The organism is Paenibacillus sp. FSL H7-0737 (genome assembly GCF_000758545.1).
Lineage (GTDB): Bacteria > Bacillota > Bacilli > Paenibacillales > Paenibacillaceae > Paenibacillus_AQ.
In genome coordinates, this window is record NZ_CP009279.1 from 1,727,697 (window position 1) to 1,752,880 (window position 25,184).

At 43.3% G+C, this 25,184-nt stretch carries 19 protein-coding genes; 17 read left to right on the forward strand and 2 right to left on the reverse strand.

The genetic code is table 11. The features are described 5' to 3' along the window. Positions 1-4: 4 nt before the first annotated feature. A complete protein-coding gene (locus H70737_RS07560; RefSeq protein WP_042186064.1) occupies positions 5-1,636 on the reverse strand; it encodes an MDR family MFS transporter in 1,632 nt (543 codons plus the stop codon). Positions 1,637-1,853: 217 nt separating this feature from the next. On the opposite strand from H70737_RS07560, the gene H70737_RS29700 reads away from it, so the two are divergent. From H70737_RS29700 to H70737_RS07590, 6 genes are all read left to right on the forward strand, one after another. Further along, positions 1,854-2,375: a MarR family winged helix-turn-helix transcriptional regulator gene (locus H70737_RS29700; RefSeq protein WP_052404196.1), complete on the forward strand. Its 522-nt coding sequence runs from the start codon at positions 1,854-1,856 to the stop codon at positions 2,373-2,375. A gap of 149 nt (positions 2,376-2,524) precedes the next feature. Next, entirely contained in the window at positions 2,525-3,292 is a 768-nt protein-coding gene (locus H70737_RS07570; protein WP_231573401.1) for a metallophosphoesterase family protein, read from the forward strand. Between the two features lie 115 nt (positions 3,293-3,407). Then, entirely contained in the window at positions 3,408-4,445 is a 1,038-nt protein-coding gene (locus H70737_RS07575; protein ID WP_042186066.1) for a helix-turn-helix domain-containing protein, read from the forward strand. A 3-nt stretch (positions 4,446-4,448) separates the two neighbouring features. Then, positions 4,449-5,711, forward strand: coding sequence for an FAD-dependent oxidoreductase (locus H70737_RS07580; protein WP_081951060.1), 1,263 nt, complete (start codon positions 4,449-4,451; stop codon positions 5,709-5,711). A gap of 441 nt (positions 5,712-6,152) precedes the next feature. Beyond that, positions 6,153-7,070, forward strand: a complete 918-nt coding sequence (locus H70737_RS07585) for a DUF5692 family protein (protein ID WP_042186069.1) — start codon at positions 6,153-6,155, stop codon at positions 7,068-7,070. Positions 7,071-8,364: 1,294 nt separating this feature from the next. Further along, positions 8,365-9,750 (forward strand): MATE family efflux transporter, encoded by a 1,386-nt coding sequence (locus tag H70737_RS07590; RefSeq protein ID WP_042186074.1) that lies wholly within the window; start codon positions 8,365-8,367, stop codon positions 9,748-9,750. A gap of 210 nt (positions 9,751-9,960) precedes the next feature. On the opposite strand, the gene H70737_RS07595 is transcribed toward H70737_RS07590, so the two are convergent. Next, complete coding sequence (locus tag H70737_RS07595) at positions 9,961-10,824, reverse strand: CPBP family intramembrane glutamic endopeptidase (protein WP_042186077.1); 864 nt, start codon at positions 10,822-10,824, stop codon at positions 9,961-9,963. Between the two features lie 567 nt (positions 10,825-11,391). Here H70737_RS07595 and alaS point away from each other — a divergent pair. The 11 genes from alaS to H70737_RS07650 all read left to right on the forward strand — a co-directional run bounded on the left by alaS (position 11,392) and on the right by H70737_RS07650 (position 25,169). Then, a complete protein-coding gene (gene alaS, locus H70737_RS07600; RefSeq protein ID WP_042186080.1) occupies positions 11,392-14,025 on the forward strand; it encodes an alanine--tRNA ligase in 2,634 nt (877 codons plus the stop codon). A gap of 316 nt (positions 14,026-14,341) precedes the next feature. Further along, the gene (locus H70737_RS07605; protein WP_042125473.1) at positions 14,342-14,617 is read left to right on the forward strand and encodes an IreB family regulatory phosphoprotein; all 276 of its coding nucleotides are present in this window, start codon (positions 14,342-14,344) and stop codon (positions 14,615-14,617) included. Beyond that, complete coding sequence (gene ruvX / locus H70737_RS07610) at positions 14,617-15,033, forward strand: Holliday junction resolvase RuvX (protein WP_042193474.1); 417 nt, start codon at positions 14,617-14,619, stop codon at positions 15,031-15,033. The genes H70737_RS07605 and ruvX overlap by 1 nt, the downstream gene beginning before the upstream one ends. 13 nt (positions 15,034-15,046) lie before the next feature. Next, entirely contained in the window at positions 15,047-15,355 is a 309-nt protein-coding gene (locus H70737_RS07615) for a DUF1292 domain-containing protein (protein ID WP_038569507.1), read from the forward strand. Then, positions 15,348-15,656, forward strand: coding sequence for a DUF1292 domain-containing protein (locus H70737_RS07620; protein ID WP_042186082.1), 309 nt, complete (start codon positions 15,348-15,350; stop codon positions 15,654-15,656). The genes H70737_RS07615 and H70737_RS07620 overlap by 8 nt, the downstream gene beginning before the upstream one ends. 176 nt (positions 15,657-15,832) lie before the next feature. Then, on the forward strand, positions 15,833-16,882 hold the full coding sequence (gene mltG / locus H70737_RS07625) for an endolytic transglycosylase MltG (RefSeq protein WP_231573402.1): 1,050 nt from the start codon (positions 15,833-15,835) through the stop codon (positions 16,880-16,882). 56 nt (positions 16,883-16,938) lie between these two features. Next, a complete protein-coding gene (locus tag H70737_RS07630; RefSeq protein ID WP_042186084.1) occupies positions 16,939-17,871 on the forward strand; it encodes a peptidase U32 family protein in 933 nt (310 codons plus the stop codon). A gap of 97 nt (positions 17,872-17,968) precedes the next feature. Next, positions 17,969-19,300: a peptidase U32 family protein gene (locus tag H70737_RS07635; protein ID WP_042186086.1), complete on the forward strand. Its 1,332-nt coding sequence runs from the start codon at positions 17,969-17,971 to the stop codon at positions 19,298-19,300. A 317-nt stretch (positions 19,301-19,617) separates the two neighbouring features. Beyond that, positions 19,618-21,795 (forward strand): methyl-accepting chemotaxis protein, encoded by a 2,178-nt coding sequence (locus tag H70737_RS07640; protein ID WP_042186088.1) that lies wholly within the window; start codon positions 19,618-19,620, stop codon positions 21,793-21,795. 163 nt (positions 21,796-21,958) lie between these two features. Beyond that, positions 21,959-23,839 carry a cache domain-containing sensor histidine kinase gene (locus H70737_RS07645; protein ID WP_042186090.1) on the forward strand — a complete coding sequence of 627 codons (1,881 nt, stop codon included), beginning with the start codon at positions 21,959-21,961 and terminating at the stop codon, positions 23,837-23,839. A gap of 22 nt (positions 23,840-23,861) precedes the next feature. Next, a complete protein-coding gene (locus tag H70737_RS07650) occupies positions 23,862-25,169 on the forward strand; it encodes an ABC transporter substrate-binding protein (protein ID WP_052404197.1) in 1,308 nt (435 codons plus the stop codon). Positions 25,170-25,184 lie beyond the last annotated feature (15 nt).

Below are 25,184 nucleotides of genomic sequence, written 5' to 3' on the forward strand. Positions count from 1 at the left end.
GTGATTAGTGTGCAGCAGGTACTGACTTTTCAAGGTTTTTGCCTTCGCTTTTTCCCTCTGCAGTTACCTCTGTTTTTTTCTCACCACTTCGTAACGGAATCTCTTTAAGGAACAGGACAAGCAATGCTGCAATGACTAACAGTGCCGTGCCGCTTAAGAATACAACCGTCAGGGAATCGCTTAGTGCGTTTCGCAGCATCTCAATCAATTGATTGAAGAGCGGCTGGATCTGCTCTGGCAGCGTTGCGTGCAGTTCCTTCAGCTTAGGCTGATCTAGCAGCATTTGCGGATTCATAAATGCAGAAAGCTGTTTAGCGGATTCAGGGTCAAGTTTGGTTAAATCTGGACCCTTGCCAGAGGACACTGCTGCCTCTAGTTTATTCGTTAATGAAGTGTTCATGATGGTACCCATAATAGCGATACCGATGGTTCCACCTAAATTACGGAACAAAGTATTTGTAGCAGTAGCAACCCCTAGCATGGAGGGAGCTACAGCATTTTGTACGGTTAAGGTAAAGACAGGCATCGATAGTCCTAAACCAATCCCGAAGACAATCATGCTGACTACGGCCATCGCAATGTTGCTCATAAAGGCCATTATGATCATGGCTACAACCATAAAGGGCATACCCATCAGGGCATAACGCTTGTATTTACCTGATTTGGAGATCCATCTACCCACGAGCGTACTAAGTACAATCATTGCCAGTGACATTGGCATATTAATGAATCCCGAGTTGGTTGGGGAGACACCTTCTACACCTTGGACAAAAAATGGCAGATAGATCATTGCGCCCATCATACCGGCATTCATCAGGAAGCCGACAACCATGGAGATGGTTACGATGGAATTCTTAAATAAGGATAATGGCAATACTGGACTTTTAGCTTTTCGTTCAATCAGAATTAAAATAATAACTCCGAGAATAGATGCCCCGAACAAGCTGAGAATCTCTGGGGAACCCCATTCATATTTTGTACCCGCCCATGAAAAGCCGAGCAAGAGTGCAACAATGGTAAGGGAAAGGAAAATGGAGCCTAAGTAGTCAATGGATTCTGAAGTGGAGCGTGCAGTTTTAGGGAACATTTTCCAAATCATGAAGAAAGCCACGATACCGAAAGGCAAGAAGATCCAGAAGATCCATTTCCAAGCCATGTGATCCACCATGAAGCCGCCAAGGGTAGGACCAATTACACTAGAGAATCCAAATATGGCCATCATAATTCCAGTCCACTTGGCTCGCTCTCTAGGAGCGAACAAATCACCTACAGCGGTTACGGTAGCCGACATTAGAATCCCGCCGCCAAGACCTTGAATCCCGCGATAAGTGATCATTTGGAAAATATTTGTCGACAATCCGGACAGGAAAGCGCCTATAATAAAAATAACGATCCCCGCTAAGAGGAATGGCTTTCTTCCATAGATATCGGATAATTTGCCGACAAGTACGGTAGCGATTGTAGAGGTGAGCATATAGATGGTAATTACCCAAGTATAATGTTCAATGCCTCCTAACATCGCAATAATTCGGGGCATTGCAGTACCCACAATGGTCTGGTTGATTGCTGCGAAAAACATAGCCGCCATTAAAGCAATCATAATTGTAACTTTTTTCTTTTGCGTAAGATGCTCCAGAGCTGTTCCTCTCCTTTAACTTCTATATATTGTAGTTTGGGAATTCACGTCTTAATAATTAGGTAGCCAAACTATCATTTATGTATAATACACAAATTCATCATTTAGCACAACTGTTTAATTATTTAATTTTTATGGAAACAGAATGTGATTTGGACTTGATTTTTTGGAAATAGGTAAGTAATCTAATTAGATTGAGTTAAATTGGAGGTGCCCTATGGATACTCAAAATAGTCAAGAGCAAAAGCTAATTATAGCCTTTGAAAATATTAAACGTTTGACCTCTCGTCCGTCCTCAAAGGAAGTGATTTCGTATAGAGAATTTATGATGATGTATGTCATAAACAATTTGATGAAGCGAAAGAAGCTTTCAGACGAAGTCGAAGAGCAGCAGGGAGTCATGATTTCTAGATTAAGCGACTTGCTCCAAATTAGCAGGCCTACTGCGACACAAATGGTTAACAGTTTGGAGGAGAAGGGTTACGTGGTGCGAACAACGTCCGATACCGATCGGCGGGTTGTATATATTGGTCTGACGAATAAAGGGGAGCAGATTTATGATTCCCAGATGGCTACTTTTTCAGGTATTTTAAGTGAAGTTACGGAAAAGGTGGGTAAGAAAGAGATCGACCAGTTGATTTTTCTGTGTGATCGTTTTCAAGAAGCGGTGCATGAAGTCAGAAGCCGCCAGCTTTTTACTCAATCCGATGAAGATCCGCTCGTTATGGATTCCGTATAGCGACCATTACAAAAAAAGATATTTCGGTGCCTCTGCCCGGAACGTCTTTTTTTAATTATAAGAAAGTATAAGTTTCACGATATACTTTATCCTTATAATTCTCGCATAAACGCTCACCGTCCTTTAAAGGACGCCGAAGGCGTTTTAGCTTGCAGCATCCAGAGCAAGGAGGAATTACAATCAGAATATTAGCGATTAGCGACATTCACGGAAGCTATTCCGAATTCAACGCATTATTAAAAAAAATAAACTATCGGCCATCCGAGGACAAGCTCATTCTGATGGGGGATTATGTGGATAGAGGTCTCAATAGTAAAGGAATTGTGGACCAAGTTATGGCCCTAAAGCGGGAATGGGACGTCACAGTTCTAAAAGGCAATCATGATAAAATGGCCTATGATGCGCTCACCAGCGAGGATGATAAACTGGATACGCATTGGCTAAACAACGGTGGTTTGTATACATTGATGAGCTATTGTGAGGCGGATTCTGATTTTTTTAAAGCGGATTTTGGCTGGCATGATTATATGCTGCTGAAAGAAGAAATTAGACAGAAATACAAACATCATTTGGACTTTCTAAGTTCATTGCCACTTTATCATGAGACGGAAGACCATATCTTTGTCCATGCAGGCATTAATCCATTAATAGCGGATTGGAAGCAGCAGGATCCATATGATTTTATCTGGATCAGAAAGCCATTTTATACGAATCCTGTAGTTAGCACTGACAAAACGGTTATTTTCGGTCATACCTCGACGATGGATCTACATGATTCGGAAGACATCTGGTTTAGTCCGCTGGGCGATAAGATTGGTGTGGATGGTGGATGTGCCTATGGTCAACGTCTGAACTGTTTGGAGATTTCTGGAGGGGCATACAGCACACATTTTGTTCGGAATGGGGAGAAGCCTTGAGCTGTCTCTCTTTTTTTAAAATAATAGAAAGTATAAGTTTTTCACCTATCCTTTGTAGAATAGCACTGTATTTAACGCCAACTATGTATAAAATAAAGAATAGGGGGTGTAATAGATGAATGCAAACAACAAATATCATATCCTCATGCAAGGGACTATCAGCAACAATGTGAGCGAAACCTGCAAGGAGTTTGGCATATCCCGGACGATCTATTATCAGTGGTGTAAAGCTTACCAAGAGCAGGGGATGGATGGACTGGCAGAGAAGGAACGAAAGCCGGTAATGCCTAATAAAGTGGATAAGCGAACGGAAAGATTGATCTTACAATACGTTGCCAAATTCCCTGAAGATGGACCCAAGCGAATCTTTTACGAACTGCAGGATGAGGGTGTGAACATAGGGGAGTCAGGTATTTATAATGTGCTGCGTCGAAATGGACTTAGTAAGAGAATAGAACGGGAGGCTTACGCCAAAGAAGTTAAAGCAAAGAAGCGGGACGGCGCGCAAGCGGCTAACAGCAGAGGGTGTAAAGAGAAATCCAAACCTCTGGACTATAGGATGAAAAATCCGGAAAATGCTCATCCCGGGTATATGTGCCAACAGAGTATTAGCTATATGGGAGTGTTCCCGAGGGTAGGAAAGGTGTATCAATACGTGGTCTACGATGCCTATTCCAGATTAGGCTTAGTTAAGCTATATAATCGGAAGTCCGCCATTCATTTTATCGATTTTATGGATTTGAAAGTCATCCCATTGATGAAGACCTTAGAATTCCAAATTAATAATCTGGTTACGAACAAGAGTCGTGAATTTACTACGAACTGGGATAGAGGTAAACATAAATACAGCGATTTTTTACATAAGAACAACATAAATCAAGTAGCTATTACTGCAGATCAGACAGAAGTATTTCAGCCCTTACAGCAATTTGCAGCAGTGTTGACGAAAGAGTTCTATCAGCAGGCTTGGTTGGATGATACGATTGATTCCTTTGAGACTTTAGAAAAGCGCTTACACGAATATTTGAGGATCTATAACTTCAGCAGGGTGATCACAGACGGACCTAATCAAGGTAAAATACCATCGGATGTCGCACTTGAGTATGCAGGTCAGCGTGAGACCTTGCCATTATGGTTATTTACAAGGAGATAACGGATGATGACTAATATGAAGTATGAAGACAGGATAGGGATCATCGGTGCAGGGATTTCTGGGGTTACAGCTGCCTACCAACTAGCGAAAAAAGGATATACTCATATTACTCTCCTTGAGAAGTCGGACCGAGTAGGTGGCAAGTGCCACTCCATCGAATACAAAGGGAAAACTTATGAAATGGGAACTCTAATCGGCTTGCCAACTTATAAACATACGATAGAACTCATGAGGGAGTTTGATCTTATGGACAAGGGGCCACTCTTGGAACGGGGATTTTTTGATACAAATGGGCGAAAAACTACTCAGATTCCTATGGACCAAATTCAGATGTTTACCCAAGAATTCAAACGGTTGCCGGAAATTTTGAAACGTTATAAGTCACTACAAGAACCGGGTTTTCTACACTTACCGGCAGATCTATGTCAGCCCTTTTCAGATTGGTGTACGGAGAATGAGCTATCTGTAATTGGGCAGGTGTATATGCATTACTTCAATACCTTTGGTTTTGGGAGTATTCAGGATGTGCCGGCCGCCTATGTATTGAAATTTCTTACTTATGATAATTTATTATCCTTTATTGAGATCACTCACATGATAACCTGGCCTAAGGGAGTCACTGAACTCATTAGAAGAATGGCCGACCAAGTAGAGGATCTGCGTCTGACTTGTGAAGTGCTACATATGGAGCAAGAGGAAAATGGTCAAGTTCGGGTGGAAACAAACCAGGATATCTTTTATTTTGACAAGGTTATTTATACAGCTTCCTTAGAGCATCTGGGCGATATGATTCACTTATCTTCGGAAGATAGAGCATTGTTTGAGTGTATAATCTATGAACGGTTTCGGGTATATGCTTACAGAGTGAAGGGGTTGCCGGAGCTTTCTGGATATATCCCCTGCAATATGAATCCTGAACGCAAGGGACATATGATGGCATGGTATTACAGGTGGGCAGATATGGGAACAACGGATCTAGTTACGGTGTATGTAGCGGAGAATGATGAGATGACAGATCTCGAGATGAGGGAAAAGGTAGAAAATAAACTTCGCGAGCTTGGCGGCGAGAATATACGTCTGTATATGATGAAGCGCTGGAAGCAGTTTCCCCATGTAGATTCTAAAGCGATCCGTGAAGGCTTCTATGAACGGCTTGATCAGATGCAAGGAAGAGATAAGATCTATTATGCAGGAGAAATCATGAATTTTCCTACACTGGAGAACTGTATCGTATATTCGAAATACTTAGTTGAAAGATTTTTTTAAAAATGCGTGAGTAGTAAGCCTTGTCCACAAAGAAATTTGTCGGCAAGGTTTTTTTATATTGCATAAAGTATATATTTTGGGCCTCTCACAAAGTAACTGAGTAAGCATTAAAGCAAAACTTCACTTTGTGGGGGTTATTTTACGTTCGAGTTAGGTTTACAGTTTGTAGTTCTGTAGGCATGGTTTCTATTAGATTCCCTTACTTGGGGTAGGACCTTGGATGAATTCCAGTCCTATTGATGTGTAAACTCAACTCGAAATGAGACTATGAAAACCTTGATAAATCAACGTTTTGAGCGGTTTGATCGTTCGAAGGAGGATGGGATATATTGGACTCAAGACATAGCTTATATACAAAATATGCGAATGCTTACGAAGCTAGTTTTGCACGAAGACAATCAGTGATGTTTATGCTCACAAAACTTTTAGGAGGAATGCATTATGTTTTTATTCGAATCGATTCCTTGGTACTCTGCTCTAATGTGGTTAGTGGTACTTGCAGGATTAATGATTTTCAACGAAATAGCTCGAAGAAGCAAGTGGTTTTCAATCATTCTGTTTATCGTTGTCCCAATTGTTCTTACCATAGCGGTCTGGCCGAATACGGCAGGCGAAGGCTCCAGTACTGGAACATGGTTTCACTGGGTAAAAGTATATTCTGCCTTGGCAGGATGTATAGGGTTTATGGCTATCCGTTATGTTAAAGGATGGGACAAAAATAAATATATATTAATGTTCCCGGCTATTATCCTTGCAGTTAACATTCTTGAAGCAGTTATCCGTGATTTCCAAGTGTACAGCTTGCAAGGCATGGTGGATGGCGTAATGATGGTAGGTGGTCCTTGGAACATTATGAACGGGATCGCAGGTATTCTGAACATTATTACGATTTCTGGTTGGATGGGTATTGTTATTAGTAAAGACAAGAGTAAGGATATGTTGTGGCCGGACCAGCTGTGGTTCTGGATCATTGCTTATGACATTTGGAACTTTGCCTATGTATATAACGCAGTTTCTGACCATTCCTTCTATGCAGGTGCAGCTCTTCTGATCTCTTGTACAATTCCAGCATTCTTCTTCAAAAAAGGAGCATGGCTACAGCACCGTGCACAAACCTTGGCGATTTGGATGATGTTTACAATGTCGTTCCCGGCGTTTGTTGGCGATTCAAAGTTCTCCGTACAATCTTCTCACAGCGAAACGGCGCTTTGGGTTGTGAGTGCATTATCTTTAGCAGCTAATATTGCAGTGTTTGTCTATCACTTCTATAAAATTACCAAACATAAACGCAATCCGCTTAAGGTGGAAGTGTATACAGATTTAGCGGCTTATAAGACGATTGCCGAAAGTGCAAAATAATAGAAGGCTTAATAGCTTCTTTAAGAATCCGCGCCTAGCGCGGGTTTTTTTTATGGAATAGAATTTATAAAATTTCGAGATAGCTGAGAAATGTGAAAAGAATTTATAGGATGGCCTATATTCAACTGGTGGCCATGGGGAGCCCTGTTTTTAATTGAGCACACCCCTCTTTGGGATGTATAACGGGCCGAACGGACCTTATATCCTTCGAAATGCATGTTTTAGTCGAGCTTACGGACGAATGTATGCGAAAAATCGAATACAATGTGCCGACGGTAACGTAAGCGAGCCAAATGTATGCGAAAAACCAAATACAATGTGCCGACGGTAACGAAAACGAGCCAAATGTATGCGGAAAACCGAATACAATGTGCTAATGGTAACGTAAACGAGCCAAATGTATGCGAAAAATCGAATACAATGTGCCGACGGTAACGTAAACGAGCCGAATGTATGCGAAAAACCAAATACAATGTGCTGATGGTAACGTAAACGAGCCAAATGTATGCGAAAAACCAAATACAATGTGCTGATGGTAACGTAAACGAGCTAAATGTATGCGAAAAACCGAATACAATGTGCCGACGGTAACGTAAACGAGCCGAATGTATGTGAAAAACCGAATACAATGTGCCGACGGTAACGTAAGTGAGCCAAATGTATGCGAAAAACCGAATACAATGTGCTAATGGTAACGTAAACGAGCCAAATGTATGCGAAAAATCGAATACAATGTGCCGACGGTAACGTAAACGAGCCGAATGTATGCGAAAAACCGAATACAATGTGCCGCCAGTAACGTAAACGAGCCAGCACCGTTATCCGCCCCAAATCACCCGGGAATGGGCTTGTTTTAGAGAATAAGTGCAATATGGTCCGTCTCTCGGAACCTCACTACGAAGGTGTATATGGATACGATTATGGAATTACGGATGTACTCAGCTTGTAACTCTACTCTACCTCCAAGGAAGCCGTCAGGCGTTTTTCTTGCGTAAATGCAAAGATCGATCATAATCATCAAGCATAACGCAATCCGCTTAAAGACTTTTGCCAATACTTTTGATGAACGAATGATTCTATGGTCTGATGGTCTGAAGCTGTATAATTCTGATGAAGTTTATGTTCTCCAAATATCTGAAGGAGAGTTGCTGTTTTTTGACTCCTGATTAAAGACTTAAAAGTGTATCTATAGTAAACTGAATGTAAAGTGCCCACGGTATAATGGGTATAATTTGTTGAAAAGCTCTTCGGATGAAGAGTTTTTTCCATTTTACAGAAAAGAATGTGATATGTTATGCAGCTTCGCGCGAGTCTTCAGAAGAAAAGATTGCTGGAGAAATATCTTTCTGGGGAGGGGATGGATTATCGGCAAATTATAGCTTTATTTATTCCAATTCTGATTGACCAGGCCTTCATTATTGGACTTAATCTGGTAAATACCGCAATGATTAGCTCGTCCGGGATGGCGGCGGTCAGTGCAGTGAATATGGTGGATTCGCTGAATATTTTTCTGATCAATGTGTTCGTGGCGGTTGCAACCGGGGGGACAGTGGTAGTCGCGCAGTATAAAGGGAGCGGAAACGACCGGATGGTGTCCCAGGCTACGGCGGCTTCGGTCGCTTCGGTGTCGCTGATCGCTTTGGGAATCGGTCTGCTGCTGATGGGCTTACATACTCCTATATTGAACCTTTTGTTCGGAACCGCCTCACCCGAAGTGCTGGACAATGCCCGCATCTACCTGATCGGCAGTAGCATCTCATATCTGGGCATCGCGGTGGTTCAGGCGGTATGCGGAGCTCTGCGAGGAGTGGGCAAGACACGGGCTTCTTTGATGCTGTCGCTCATCATGAACCTGCTGTATGTTATCCTGAACGTGGTCTTCATTAACCTGTTGCACATGGGTGTGCTGGGGATGACGCTAGCGATTAATATCGCGCGGTATGCTGGTATGGTTTGTGCCCTGGTGTATCTGTTCAAGGTGGATACGGCCCTCCGGGTGCGTGTTCGTGACCTATTCCGAATCCCTCTGACCATGCTGCGGAGAATCATGTTCATCGGCGTGCCGTTCGCGGCAGAGCAGATGTTCTTCAACGGGGGGAAACTGCTCACTCAGGTGTTTATTGTCAGCCTAGGCACTTATGCCATTGCGACCAATGCCATTGCCGGCTCGCTGGCTCTGGTGTTTCAAATTCCAGCCAGCGCGCTGTCGCTAACTATTGTAACGGTGGTCGGCCAATGTATCGGGCGGGGGAATGTCTCTGAAGCCAGAAAGTTCATCAAGTCCTTTCTCTGGATCGGGTCTGGCTCTTTGGCGTTGATCGCCTTGATTCTGATGCCGCTATTCCACCCGCTGGTATCCATCTTTTCCCCACCTTCCGAGATCATTGATGATCTGTTTGTGGTGCTGTTGGTGAATTCCATTGCCCAAGTTCCGCTGTGGGCCGTCAGCTTTATTTTGCCGTCCGCACTGCGGGCAGCGGGAGATTCCCGCTTCACCTCAATTACCTCAATGCTGACGATGTGGCTGTTTCGGGTAATTTTTGGATACATCCTTGGGATCGTACTGGGCTACGGTGTCATGGGTGTCTGGCTGGCGATGAACTGCGAGTGGGCCGTTCGCGGGGGCATTTTTCTTTGGCGCTTCAGGGGCGAAAAGTGGTTTGCACACAAGCTGATTTAGAATTGTTATTAAGGAAACGTACTGCCTGCGCCAGCTGACGGAAACGTAGCTCTTTTATATTAAAAACGTAAAAATACAGCACAGGGCAGCGATTCTCATATTTACTTGAGAATTGCTGCCCTCCGTTTTGGTTATCGACTGCTTGCTTTAGGTGATTATGTTTACAATTGGGTCAGTCGCGATTCTAGAAAATTCTCCGATTCCATTTATTCAGCTTGGCACTGCCTCCTCTGATTTCTGCGCTCGGAATTCCTTCCTTTTGAAACAAATTAAAAGACAAGTCAGTAACAACACACAGATTAACGTTGCTGTATGAGTAAAACTACTATTCCAAAACATAATCTGAACATTCATTAAGGAATGGACGCCAATCACGAAAAATAGATTCTTGGTTAAGACATAGAGTAATGAGAATATGACCCCTAGAATTACTAGTACGATAAAATCATAAACAAAATCCATTCCGACTAATCCTGAATAGATCCGATTTGGGATATGTATAGCGGCAAAGATCGATTGTGAGAAAAGCATTGCATAACCAATGCGTGAAGTATTGTTATTGACTTTTTTTAATAAGAGATAGATTTGAACTAGCAGAAAGCCCCGAAACAAGACTTCTTCCAGTAAAGCATTTCCGAAAATCTGACCCAGGAATGCACCAAAGACGACGTTCGAATTCGTAAATATATCATTATTGAATGTTAAACTTGAGTGAGTCAGTAATGTCATACCTAAATCAACAATGTTAATTGCGAGCCAAAATAGAAAAGTGCCGATAAGTCCTGCTAATAATGTATTCCTTTTTAACCCCAAATCCCTCAGCGATAATTTAGCTATTATACATAAGAAAATAACCACTTCTAACACAAGACCGAACAGATTTGCAGCTAACGTTTCGTTGATCCATCCGTTTGTGCTTTTGGCAATAACGCTTAAAGTTCCATTTGCAAAAAGTACAAGGTTAACCGTTAGAGTGAAGAGAATATGAATAAAAATGAGACTGACGATAAAGCGTATTGATGTAGGCTGAACTTTAACAATCGATAGCTCCTCAGTTACTTTATTGCGCAGCATGATTTGTAATCCTCCTTTGGTTTTACCCGAGCATTGCGTATTCTAGAGCACTATTTATAATACATAATTTTCCAAATGTTATCTGAGATTTACTATATTCTTTAAGTGCCCGAGTTCACCATTACAAAAATCATATATTCTCACGTTATTCTTAACTCCTACTCAGATTGACAGATGAAGGGGCACTGGCTATACTTGAAATGTTAAAATGTAAATCGGATAAAACGTTGATGAAAATGAAGTACGCCGGAGGATGGCTTGATCAGAGAACAGGTTCCTTTACGAAAACATTTCGTAATGGCTGGGAGAACCTTGAAGACAGGCCGGTGGAAAGCTAATTTCGGAGTGTGAGATCACAAACTCACCGGGGGCACCCGTTATCAGCCGCGACAAGGCGATCGCCCTTTAACTTTCCCGTAAATTGGGTCAAGGCGATAACCAGGGTGGTACCGCGATATTAATCGTCCCTGAATTATTCAGGGGCGTTTTTTTGTTTTTATTTTTTAGAAAATTTGTACAATCTGGCGCATGAGCCGAATTAAAAAGATGAGACGGGAGCTGTAAACAATGAAAGCAAGTGAAATTCGTTCCAAATGGCTTAAGTTTTTTGAAAGTAAAGGTCACAAGATTGAACCTAGTGCATCTCTCGTACCGCATAACGATCCTTCGCTGTTGTGGATCAACGCAGGTATGGCACCGCTGAAAGCATACTTCGATGGCCGTGAGATTCCTGAGAATCCGCGCCTGACGAACTCGCAGAAATGTATTCGTACCAATGATATCGAGAATGTAGGGAAGACACGCCGTCACCATACATTCTTCGAAATGTTAGGTAACTTCTCTATCGGCGATTATTTCAAAGAAGAAGCTATCACATGGGCTTGGGAATTCTTGACTGGCAAGGAGTGGATCGGCTTCGATCCAGAACGTATTTCCGTAACTGTGTATGCTGAGGATGAAGAGGCATTCAAGCTGTGGAATGAAAAAGTGGGCTTGCCAGCAGAACGCATCATTAAGCTGGGAGATGAGAACTTCTGGGATATCGGCGAAGGCCCTTGTGGTCCTTGTTCGGAAATCTTTTATGACCGCGGCGAAGCTTATGGCAGCGACATGAGCGATCCAGAAATGTATCCAGGTGGAGAAAACGAACGTTGGCTCGAAGTATGGAACCTTGTGTTCTCACAATTCAACCATAACAAGGATGGCAGCTATACGCCGCTTCCGAACAAGAACATTGATACCGGTGCTGGACTGGAGCGTTTTGCATCCATTCTTCAAGATGTAGATTCCAACTTCGATACCGATTTGTTCCAACCGATTATTCAAAAAACAGCTGAGCTTGCTGGTGTAACTTATAAAGATAATGTTGAGCAGGATATCGCGCTTAAAGTTATCGCTGACCATGTGCGTACCGTTACTTTTGCCGTAGGGGATGGAGTACTTCCTTCTAATGAAGGTCGTGGTTATATTATCCGCCGTTTGCTGCGCCGTGCTGTTCGTTACGGAAAGACCCTGGGTCTGGATCGTCCGTTCCTGCATGAGTTGACGGAAACCGTTGGTGAGATTATGGGTGTGTATTATCCATCCGTTGTCGAGAATCGGGAATATATCGCCAAGATTATCCGTACAGAAGAAGAACGTTTCCATGAGACATTGTCTGATGGATTGGCTATCTTGGGTGAGATCAGCGCTAAAGCAAAAGCAGATGGGCACAGCACGATTGCTGGCGCTGATGCATTTAAGCTATATGACACTTACGGATTCCCATTTGACCTGACTGAAGATTTCGCAGCAGAGCAAGGATTAACTGTAGACCGTGAAGGCTTCGATGTCGCTATGCAAGAACAGCGTGATCGTGCAAGAGCTGCACGTCATGACGGTGGCAGCATGAAGATCCAAGGTGGCGCATTAGCGGATCTGACGGTTAAAAGTGAATTTGTTGGATATAATGACTCGGTAACAGAGTCGAAAATCATGGCTATTGTTGTGGGTGATGAATTGGTCGATACCGCTGGCGAAGGCGTAGAGTGCCAAGTAATTCTTGAGGCAACACCGTTCTATGCTGAAAGTGGTGGACAAGTGAGTGACACAGGTCTGCTTACTGGCGGTTCAGTTACAGCTAAGGTAAAAGGATTGTTCAAGGCCCCACATGGTCAACATGTACATTTGGTAACTGTCGAAGCTGGAGAATTGAAAGTAGGCGAATCGGTTCGCGCTGAAGTGGATCGTGCACAGCGTGAAGATATCGTGAAGAACCATACAGCTACTCATCTACTGCATAAAGCGCTCAAAGAGGTTCTTGGCGGTCATGTCAACCAAGCAGGATCTTTAGTAGAAGGTGCACGTTTACGGTTTGACTTCTCCCACTTCGGAGCGATTACACCGGAAGAACTAAGCGATATCGAGCATCGTGTGAATGCACAAATTTGGCGTGGCCTTGATGTGGTCATTGAGAATAAGCCAATTGACGAAGCTAAGGCTATGGGCGCCATGGCATTATTTGGTGAAAAATATGGCAATATTGTCCGTGTCGTTCAAGTCGGCGATTACAGCCTTGAGCTTTGTGGTGGATGCCATGTATCCAACACGTCTCAAATTGGAATTTTCAAGCTGCTTAGCGAAAGTGGTATTGGTTCCGGAGTGCGCCGTATCGAAGCAGTGACTGGACGTTACGCTTATCAGTTCACTGAGAGCCAACTGGATCTGCTCAAGCAATCTGCGGGTCTACTGAAGTCTTCTCTGAACGACGTTCCAAAACGGATTGAAGCATTGCATAACCAAGTGCGTGAGCTTTCGCGGGAGAATGAATCCTTGCAAGCTAAGCTTAGCGCAACATTTGCTGCTGAACTAACAAGCAGTGTGAAGACGGTTGGTGCAGGTACACAGCTTCTTGCTGTTGCTGTTCAAGCAGGAAATATGGACGCTCTGCGTTCTACTGCAGATGAATTGAAATCCAAGCTCCCGGATGCTGTACTTGTTCTGGGTGCTGCCATGGACGATAAGGTGAACTTTGTTGTAGCTGTACCACAGGATCTGGTGAAGAAGGGCTTCCACGCTGGTAAGATCGTTAAAGAAGTTGCAGCAGTATGCGGTGGCGGCGGTGGCGGACGTCCAGATATGGCACAAGCTGGTGGTAAAGATGCCTCCAAGCTTGGCGAGGCACTGGCTAAAGCAGAAGAATTAGTGGCTTCCCTAGCATAAATAAAAATTACGAAACTATTTCTTAATTTAAACGTATTACGAAAAAACATAGCGGTACTGAGAGTTTGACATCAGTACCGCTACTCTTTATTAACAGGTGGTTAGATTTTCATGAATAGTTGTGCTTGACAATAGCTTAAAAGCCAAAAATATCATTATTTTTGTAGAGGAAATGCCAAAAAAAGCGTTATTCCACGCGCAGGATTTCCTCGTTGGGCTATGAATATGTTATGATAAAGGAAGCAAGTGAGCTGCACAGTAGCAACTTTGCGAAGCCGCCCTTTTAGGGTGATTTTGCAGAAGGAGAGTGTCACAAATGGACTCCATGGACAAAACGGTCAAATTCAATGTGAAGGGCGACGAAAAGGAAGCTTCTCCCCAGGAAATATTGCTCGCTGTATACGATGCACTGGTGGAGAAAGAGTATCATCCGATCAATCAGATCGTAGGGTATCTACTTTCCGGAGACCCAGCTTACATTCCGCGTCATAACAATGCGAGAAGTTTGGTCCGGAGAAAAGAACGTGATGAGCTGATTGAAGAGCTGGTTAGATTCTACCTCGTCAATCACAAGGTGGATAATCCCAGATGATGAAGAAGTTAGGATTGGATTACGGCGACCGTAGAATCGGTGTAGCCACAAGCGATGTTTTTGGATGGACGGCACAAGCTCTTGAAACGATTGAGCGCCGCGGTACTGGTAATGAGTTCGAACGTATTCGTGAACTTGTTACGGAGCACGAAATTGGAGAGATTGTAGTTGGTCTACCGAAGAATATGAACGGCTCAGTAGGACCCCGGGGCGAAATCTGCATAGAGTTCGCTGACAAGCTACGGGAGCAATTTGCAATGCCCGTACACCTTTGGGATGAGCGTCTGACGACGGTATCCGCAGAGCGGGTGCTGATTGAAGGGGACGTCAGCCGGAAGAAACGCAAAGGGATTGTGGACAAAATGGCTGCAGCCCTGATTTTGCAAAATTTTTTGGATGCTAACAGTAAAAGGTGAGGGGTGCGAGGATATGACAAACGAACAGATTGGCCAAGAGGAAGAACCGGAAATTATCTATATTCCTGATGAGGAAGGTAATGAAGAGGAATTCGAGGTCATTATGAAGTTTGAGGTTGATGGCTCGGACGCTAAGTACATGATGGTGGTTCCGCTTGATTCCGAGGACGAGGAAACCGATGAGGTTTATGCGTTCCGTTATGTGGAAGAAGGCGACGATCTTCAATTGTTCATGATCGATAATGACGAGGAGTGGGCGATTGTCGAAGAGACTTTCAACACACTGGTTGACGAGTTGGACGGAGGATCTGAGAATGACTGATGTATCCGCTGATCAAGCGGTATGGACTTCGCGGCTTAAGGAAGCCTATGGAGAAACAGTAGAACTGGAAGATGAGCAGGGCAAGTCTTCCATTTACGATATTATCGCCGAATTTGAAGTCGGTGGTATTGGCTATGCGGTGCTGAAAGGCACCGGTAAAGACGTGGAATATGAAATTCTGCGTATCGTTGTCTCTCCTGACGGACTTCCGGAACTAGAGAACATCGTGGACGATGAAGAGTGGGAAGACATCTCTGAGCTATATGATGAGATGACTTTTCCAGTGGACGATGCAGAATAAACTTTAAACATGTACGTTACATTTATGATGAGTACGGAAGAGGGCGGAGAATTCCGCGCTCTTTTTGCTTGGAATACGATCAATATAATTAAAACAACAATCATGATCATGAAATATCTATTGAATTTTAAGTAGTACACTTTTATACTTTATAGTCGGAAAGTGAGGAACCTGACTTGAAATCCGCAATCCGTACTGTGCTTATTGTTATTCTTTTGCTGGTAGCAGCAGGAGGCGGAGGCGCTTGGTACATTTGGAACGGGATGCAACCGGTAGAACCTGCAGGACCCGCCGTAACATTTACGATAGAGAAGGGCATGGGCAGCGCTGAAATTGCTGATCTGCTCGAACAAAATGGCATTATTCGGAACAGTCTTTTTTTTAAGGGATATTTGAAATGGACCAAAGAAGGTTCCAGCTTCAAAGCTGGTACTTATGTTGCTAGTCCAGGAGACACCTATGACGAGCTCATCGAGAGGTTAAACGCGGGTGATGTTGTTAAGGAAGAGACCGTAACTTTTACGATTCCGGAAGGATATACTGCTGAGCAGATTGCCAAGAAGCTTGCTGAGGCATGGAATCAGGATGCTGCTATTTTTCTCGAAATAATGGATACCGGTACGGGCTTGAAGGGAATTGATGTTCTAGGTATCCCGCAGAATAAGAACCTTCGTCATCGGCTTGAAGGGTATTTGTTCCCTGAAACGTATGAACTAGCCAAGGATAGTACGCCGCAGGAAGTTGTAGAAGCATTATTGGATCAGTTCCAGAAGAAACTGGACACGATTCCGAATTGGAAGCAAAAGCTAGAAGCACGTGGAATGACACTTCATGAGCTGTTGACAGTGGCCTCGTTAGTCGAGCGTGAGGTTGTGGTAGATAGTGAACGACCATTAGTTGCTGGCGTGATATATAACCGCTTAAAGAAAGAGCAGAAGCTGGAGATTGATGCTACGGTTCAATATTTGCTCGACAAACAGAAGGAAAGACTGTTATATAAAGATTTGGAAGTTGACAGTCCTTATAATACGTATAGAAATATTGGGCTTCCTCCGGGACCTATTAGTAACCCAGGGCTGGCCTCCATTCAGGCGGCACTTGAACCTGAGGCATCTGAGTACTACTTCTATGTGACTAAGAAAGATGGTACACAGGGCCATTTGTTTGCTAAGACCTACAAGGAACATTTAGCCAATATCGAAAAAAGTAAGCAAGAATCGAAATAAAATATTAAAATGAAGAGTGGTGCGGTTGAAATAACTGTACAAGTAGGAGGTACAACATGATTAACAAACCGGAATTGCTGGCGACAGCAGCATCCTTAGAGGAAGCTGCTGCTTTGCTGGATGCCGGAGCAGATGCATTGCTCATCGGGGATGACCGTTTTGGCATGCGTCTTGCCGGACATTTTTCTCTGGAGGATACAGCTGCTGTTGTAGAAATGGCACATGCGCGTGGCTGCAAAGTATATGCTGGACTAGGTGGACTCATGTCCAACCTTCTTCTCGAAGAGCTCCCTGCCTATGTGAAGGCTATAGGTGAACTTGGTGTTGACGGTGTTGAGTTCGGTGATCCTGCTGTGTTAACCACAGTGAAGAAGGAAGCACCGGGCATGAATCTGCATTGGAATGCGGAAATGACCTCTACCAATTACGCAACCGCGAATTATTGGGGGCGTAAAGGTGCTACTCGCGTCGTTCTTGCCCGTGAGCTGAATATGGATGAAATGACGGAAATGGTTCCGCTTTTAGAGGTAGAGGCACAGGTTCAGGTTCACGGCATGACCAATATATACCATTCCAAGCGTAAGCTTGTAGAAAGCTATATGTCACATCAAGGACGTCCAAGCGAGGGCGGTAGTCTTGGTAAGGAACGTGGTCTATTTTTGATCGAGGCAGAACGAGATGACCAAAAGTTCCCAATCTATGAAGACGAGAACGGTACACATATTATGAGTTCGGAAGATATTTGTATTTTGGAGGATCTTCATATCCTTATGGCTGCAGGCGTACAGAGTTTTAAGATTGAAGGATTGTTGAAATCAACAGCGTATAATGTGGCGGTTGTTAAGACTTATCGCAGAGCTATTGATCTCTACGTAGTTGATCCAGAAGCATATTCTTTCCAAGAGGATTGGATGGAAGCTATCAGAACGTTGCAGGATCCAGAACGGGAGCTAAGCTTCGGATTTTTCTATAAAGAGCAAGTATATTAAGTTTAATTTAATGAGAGTTTTTTAGTTCCCCGCAAAGACTAGGTGCAGTAAGCATGCATAGACATCACTTTGTGGGGCGATGGAGGGGAGAACAGGAATGGGAACCATGACAAAGCCGCAATACAAGGGCAAACGTTACCGTCTGGACAAACCGGAGCTCCTAGCTCCGGCCGGTAATTTGGAAAAATTAAAATTCGCAGTACACTATGGTGCGGATGCTGTTTATATCGGAGGGCAGAAATACGGTTTGCGTTCAGGAGCAGACAATTTCAGCTTTGAGGAAATGCGTGAAGGTGTTGAATTCGCCAAGAAATACGGCGCTAAGGTATTTGTTGCAACGAACATTTATGCTCACAATGAAGATGTCGCAGGGATTGAAGAATATCTGCGTAACTTATATGAAGTTGGCATTGCGGCTATTATCGTTGCTGATCCGGTCATTGTAGATACAGCACGCCGTTTAGTACCTGGATTAGAGGTACATTTGAGTACTCAGCAGTCTACACTGAACTGGCAAGCGGTATCCTTCTGGAAAGAAGAGGGTCTGCCACGTGTAGTACTCGGACGTGAGACAAGCCTGGAAGAGATCGCTGAGATTAAGAAGCATGTTGACATTGAAATCGAGAGCTTTATCCATGGTGCGATGTGCTCTTCGTACTCCGGTCGATGCGTATTATCCAATCACTTTACAGACCGTGACTCCAATCGTGGAGGCTGCTGTCAGTCTTGCCGCTGGAAATATGATTTGTTCGAGGATGCGCGTCCTGAAGGCACTTGGGTATCTGAAGAAGATCAAGCTGAAGCACAATCTCCGGCCCCTTTGCTTCCGGGTGTAACTCAGATTCCACTGCATCAGCAAGGAGATAATCCTTTCTCCATGGGATCTAAGGATTTGTGCATGCTGGAAAGTATCCCTGAACTCATTGAAGTAGGCATTGACAGCTTCAAGATCGAGGGACGAATGAAGTCGATTCACTATGTAGCTACTGTAGTTAACGCTTATCGTAAAGCTATTGATGCTTACATGGCTGATCCGGAAGGATACGAGTTGAAGCAAGAGTGGCTGGATGAGCTGAATAAAGCGGCGAATCGTCCGCTTAACACAGGGTTCTTCTATGATACTCCGGATCATGAAGATCATATCTATGAGCCTGAAGAAAAAGCAGCTCCTTATGATTTTGCCGGACTTGTACTAGAATACGATGCTGAGAGTGGAATGGCGCTCATTCAGCAACGCAATCACTTCAAGCCAGGGCAGGAAGTTGAATTCTTCGGACCCAATGATACATTCTTTAAGCAGACTGTAGCGGAATTGTGGGATGAAGCAGGTAACCCGCTTGACGCAGCTCGTCATCCTCTGCAACGTGTACGCATGAAGGTAGATCAGCCGGTAGCATACTTTGATATGATGCGTAAGAGAAAATCTTAATAAGATACAGGGATGTTCTTTGCTATAAGAGCATCCCTGTTTTTCTTTTGACAAAGCTAACAATAAGATATATATATTAGTAACTAACAAATAAATCCAAAAGGAGGGTAGAACGAAGGGAGTTTTTTTGTTTCAGAATACATAGGTTAAAAGTTATAAAAAAAGTATAGTAAAGCTAAGAAAAAAGGCCTAATAAACCGATATATAGTATGGTTAGCGCTTTCATATGTCCTCTAATATTAGCGGGTAGATGATCATGATGGGGATCCTGATCAAGATAGTATTAGTGAAAAGCATAAAGAGAGAAGGTTAGAGAGATGAAGAAGAACAATAAAAAATCCGTAAATGTACAGAGCAATGAAGTAGGTACAGGAAAGACATCAAAGTTAGATGCTAAGAAAATGATGTTGGGTTGGGGAAGCCAGATCAAGAGAGTTAATCCTATCCAATCCGTCGGTGTGAAGTTATTTCTAATATTCCTATGTTCCACTGTAATCGTAGTTATGTCACTTGGACTTATATCTTATTCGAAGGCGAAAACAACGATAAAGAATAACGTATCAGAAGCCTATCGTCAGACTATTATTCAGACTGCTGAGAAGCTGGATATTACCTTGAAACAGTATGAGAACTTGGCATTACAGCTTTATTTTGATGCGCAGATGCAAACGGATCTGAAGGCTTTGTCTACTGCACAAACAGCTTACGAGAAATTTGAAGCAACAAGTGCAATAAGTAAGAAATTGTCCAGTCAGACAACAACAGATAATAATATTATCAGTGTCTCTTTGATTCCAGAGACACCTGAGCAGGATATCGTTACAAGTGGTAGTGCTGGCATTAGTCTTGACGGATTACGTGAACAAGAATGGTACAAGAAGTTAGTAGAAGACACCAAAGAATATAATTCATATTATTCGGACGGTGACAAAGGCGGCGCCAAGAATATTTGGTTCTCCACTTCTATTCAAGGAAATGGAGATAAGGAGATTGCTATGGTAAGATCCCTTAAAAATCTGGGATCAGAAAAAGGATACATAATCATGCTTGTGTTGAAAAACACACTGCTGGAGGAATCTTTTGCAAGTGTGAAGCTGGGAGATGGCTCCCGTATTCAACTAGTATCTCCTGAAGGTACAGTTGTAGCTTCTTCTAATTCGATAGACGATGGAAAGCCATCCGAGTTTTCTTTTATCAAAGAGAGTAAGAAAAATAATAATAGCCTAGAAGCTAAAGATCCAAACGGAAAAGAAATTCTGGCGGTATTTAATCCGATGATACGGGCGGATTGGAAGCTATCAGGCGTAGTGCCTACAGACGAGCTAGTGAAGGAAGCCCGTCCGATTCTGTTGACGACGTTTATTACAGCTGCTGGCGCAGCACTGCTTGCGATATTGATCGGGATTTGGATGGTTCGTATGATTGCTCGCCCTCTGGCACGATTGAAGGATCTTATGGTTCAAGGTGCAAGCGGAGATTTAAGTGTACGTACAGAATATGTGTCTAAGGATGAGATTGGACAACTATCAGCCTCCTTTAACTTGATGATGGAGCGTATCACTGAGCTTGTATCGCAAACTAGAGAAACTGCTCGAGATGTGCTAGAGACCGCTGGCGAGCTTGGAGAAGCTTCGCGTAAGACTGCTATTTCCGCGAAGGAAATAGCAGCCGCTACGGAAGAAATTGCTGGAGGAGCAGGCAGTCTGGCACTTGAAGCTGAACGTGGTAATGAGCTTACAGATGTGATAGCTACGCAAATGCAGACCGTGATTAGTGCCAATAGTGAGATGGATGAGGCAGCACGCGGGGTTGGAGAAGCTAGTGCTCAAGGTGCCAAGCAATTAACGGATTTACTGGATCAGACTAGCCGTACTGGGGAAAAGACAGGTGCGCTTGTAGAACGTGTTAACAATTTGAAAGAAACAGTATTCTCAGTGATTAAGGTGCTGGATGTGATGAAGAGTATCACACAGCAGACGAATATTTTATCATTGAATGCGACGATAGAAGCCGCACGTGCAGGCGAAGCTGGCAAGGGCTTTATGGTGGTAGCAGGTGAGGTAAGACAGCTTGCCGACCAATCGAAGCAGTCTATTGCTCTTGTTGCTGGAATCACCGACAAGATCATAACGGAAATGAACGAAACGGAAGCTGTATTATCTGAAGTGGCACCTCTCTTTAAAGAGCAAATAAGCGCAGTGAAGAGCACGAGCGATATCTTTGTATCCGTAAAAGGACAGATGGATGAGTTCATTACTAGTCTGGAATCGGTGACAACAGCGATCAGTAGCTTGAATCATTCACAGGTTGTGTTGTCGGAAGCAATGGGTAACGTAAGTGCTGTAGCTGAGCAATCATCAGCGACTTCCGAAGAAGTGGCTTCACTCAGTAATGAACAGCAAAGTGTAAGTGATCAACTCGTTTCATTGTCAGGTAAGCTGGAAAGTGCTTCAGGACAGTTAAAGGACAAACTGTCATTATTCACGATAAAATAAGTGGGTCCCTAACTAATTTTTTATGATTTACATAACAAAACCGCTTCTTCGTTATGAGGAAGCGGTTTTGTTATTGTGTAAAGAAGGACTTCCCCGTATAATAATTTTGTTAGGTAAATAATAATAACAAGTTAGGTAAAAAAGGGTTAAGGAGAAGGACCGTATGAAAGGTAAACGCATCTTTGGCTGGTGGTCCGTTATCGGGGACATGAGTATGGAACGCAAGCTGCTCCTCGTCTTTTTAATAATTATTACCCTTCCGCTTACCTTCATTAGTGTGTTTACTTATAAGAGTTATTCAGAATCTATTCAGGGCAATACCATTGCTTATTCTGAGAAGCTAATTGATCAAATGATGGATGGAGTAGATGATTATATCGAAGATATGAAGCGTATTTCATCTATGCCAGCCTATGTGAACGATATTAAACAAAATTTAATTCGTTCGAACCACTATCATGAGCAGAAAGAGATCATGGGTGGCGAATCAGGCAGTGCTACATTGTTACCCGGAGATTTTGATTTACTGTTGTCCATTCAGCGGGGCATAGAAGGCAACATTTCATTTATTAACAATATTAAGCGAGGCGCGAACACGGTTTATATTTTTGACGCGCATGGGAATGGTTATTATTCTGCCAAGGATGGTGGAGTACGGCTCGACCTCGATCAAAGCTATAAGTACTGGAGTCAGCAGACGAAGGATTCCAGCGGAGAGGCCCTTTTGTTTGGTACCCAATCATTTACGAGTAATTTGCAGAGCACTCGATATGCTTTTACCGTTGTTCGCAAAATCGTGGATGGTTTGTTAAATCCGATTGGGCTGATCGCGGTTGAAGCGAATATTAGCAATTTGGAGAATCGGGTTACGGAGCTGGATAAAGTAACACATGGCAAATCTTTGATCGTTGATGAGATGGGGATGGTCGTGTACGACAGTGACAAAAAACTTCTTGCCACGGATGTATCTGATTCAGAGCTATTCAAAAGGGTCGATGGGAAATCCGGGAGTTTCTATGATTCAGTCAACGGAAAAGATTTTCTAAATATTTACTCAAGCTCTAACAAGACCAATTGGAAGGCCATTATTTCGATTCCTGTAGATGTGTTAATGCGGGATGTGAAGGTAACCCGTAATACAACGCTCGCTGCTACATTAAGTATCATAGTACTTGCGTTAATTATCTCCATTATCCTTTCCTTTGCACTCACTAAATCACTATCGCAGATGATTCAACTGATGAAAAAGGTTCAGGGCGGCGATCTAGATGTGATGTTTAGGGTTAGACGGCGTGACGAGATTGGTCTGCTCGGGCATCAGTTTAATCGAATGCTGGCTCGGATCAGGCAGTTAATTCAGGATATCTACCGAATTGAAGAACAGAAGAAGGAAGCGGAGCTTCACGCACTGCAGAGTCAGATTAATCCTCATTTTATCTATAATACGCTGGAGTCGATCCGAATGACCGCTGAGCTCAATGATGATATTGAAGCTGCGGACATGATCTCAATTTTAGGTAAACTGCTACGGTATAGTACAAGTGATTTGAGCGGCAAAACGACAATGAAGCAAGAGCTTGGATATGTACGCAATTATGTTGAGCTGCTGAACTGTCGCTACCCTAATCGTTTCGTACTCGAGATCGACGTACCGAAGGAGTTAGATAATTACTCTATTATCAAGCTGGTCTTCCAGCCGATCATAGAGAATGCTGCTTATCATGGCTTGGATGATAATAAACCACAAATGCATTTAAGTATCCGTTGTGAGATGACTGAGCAAATGCTGTTCTTTCATATTAAGGACGATGGCTGTGGAATGGATAAGATCACTTTGGAGAGATTGAACGATGGGCTGCAGAAAGAAAGTCCTCCTAAGAAAAGTATCAATGGGGGCATTGGTATGAAAAATATACAGCAGCGAGTGCGCCTTCATTATGGAGCGGCTTTTGGAATTGAGGTATATAGTGAGCTTGGACAAGGGACGGATGTTATTTTGTCACTGCCGTTGCTGGAACCGGAAATGATTAGATTATCTGACTGAAATAAGAGGAGGCTGTCCGTTGATGGGGATGAGATTACACTGGACTACGCGTACCATACTGCTGCTTCTCATTTTGTTATCGATTAGTGGCTGTGAGAACAACACCAAGCAGACGGAATCTACAGTGCCTCCAGTTGGAAACGAGGTGAAGTCTGACTTATCCGGCACCATAGTCATGATGACCAATCGAATAGATCTGATTGAGAACGGAACCTTTCAAGGGTACGCAGACCAATTTAAGCAAAAGTACCCCGAAGCGAATGTTGAATTTGAAGGTTTATCCAATTACGCAACGGACATTCTGGTAAGACTGTCCACCAAGGACGCCGGAGATGTACTTTTGCTTCCTGTGAATCTACCATCAAAGGAACTGGATTATTTTTTCGAACCGTTGGATGAAGAAACTTCGGCTAGTGAGCGCTTCACTTCTTTTGCTACTTATGATGGTAAGCGATATGGGCTATCTACGGGAACTACCACGGTAGGGATTGTCTATAATAAAAGGTCCTTTGAAAAAGCAGGAATTACCGCAGTTCCACAGACACTGGATCAATTCTACGAAGCTTGCGCTAAATTAAAAGAGGCTGGAATTATCCCGCTGTATATGAATTATGGAGCCGTCTGGCCACTGCGTGAATGGGGAAATAGTCTGGTCAATTATATGACAGGCAACCCTGAGTATCTAAATAATATGGTAAATGAGGATAGTCCATGGCAGCTTGATAATGAGTGGGGGAAATCCATTTCCATTGCTCGAACCTTAATTGCTAAAGGTTATGTAGAGAATGAACTCTTCTCGAACAATTGGGAGATCTCTAAGACTAGACTCGCTAAAGGTCAAGCTGGCATGTATTTACTTGGAAATTGGGCGGTTGGTCAAGTGCTTGATGTGGGGGCTTCACCAGATGATATCGGATTCTTCCCATTTCCTTATGATAATAGCAGTACTCACTATGCACCGATCAATCCGGACTGGTTCGTGGGTGTTAGCAAATACAGTAAGAATAAAGAGCTTGCTATGGCTTGGTTGAATTTTTTTGTAAAAGAGACTTCGTATTCAGATGATTGGGGATTCCTTCCTGCTGATGGTAGTCTGAACCCTTTTTTGCCGCAGTACCGTGAATTTTTATCTTATGAACCTAAGCTGGTTTATGGCACGGTACAAAGTGATGCGTTCATCGATCTGGCAAATGGAGCTAAGCTGTCTTTTTGGTCCGGAGATTATATTCAAGAGTTACTTGCTGCGCCTGATTTACAAAAGTCTTTTGACGAATTAAATGCAAAATGGACGGAAGCGCGGGTAGCTACACAGGTAACTTCTCAGCCTTAACTTTAGTTTAACATT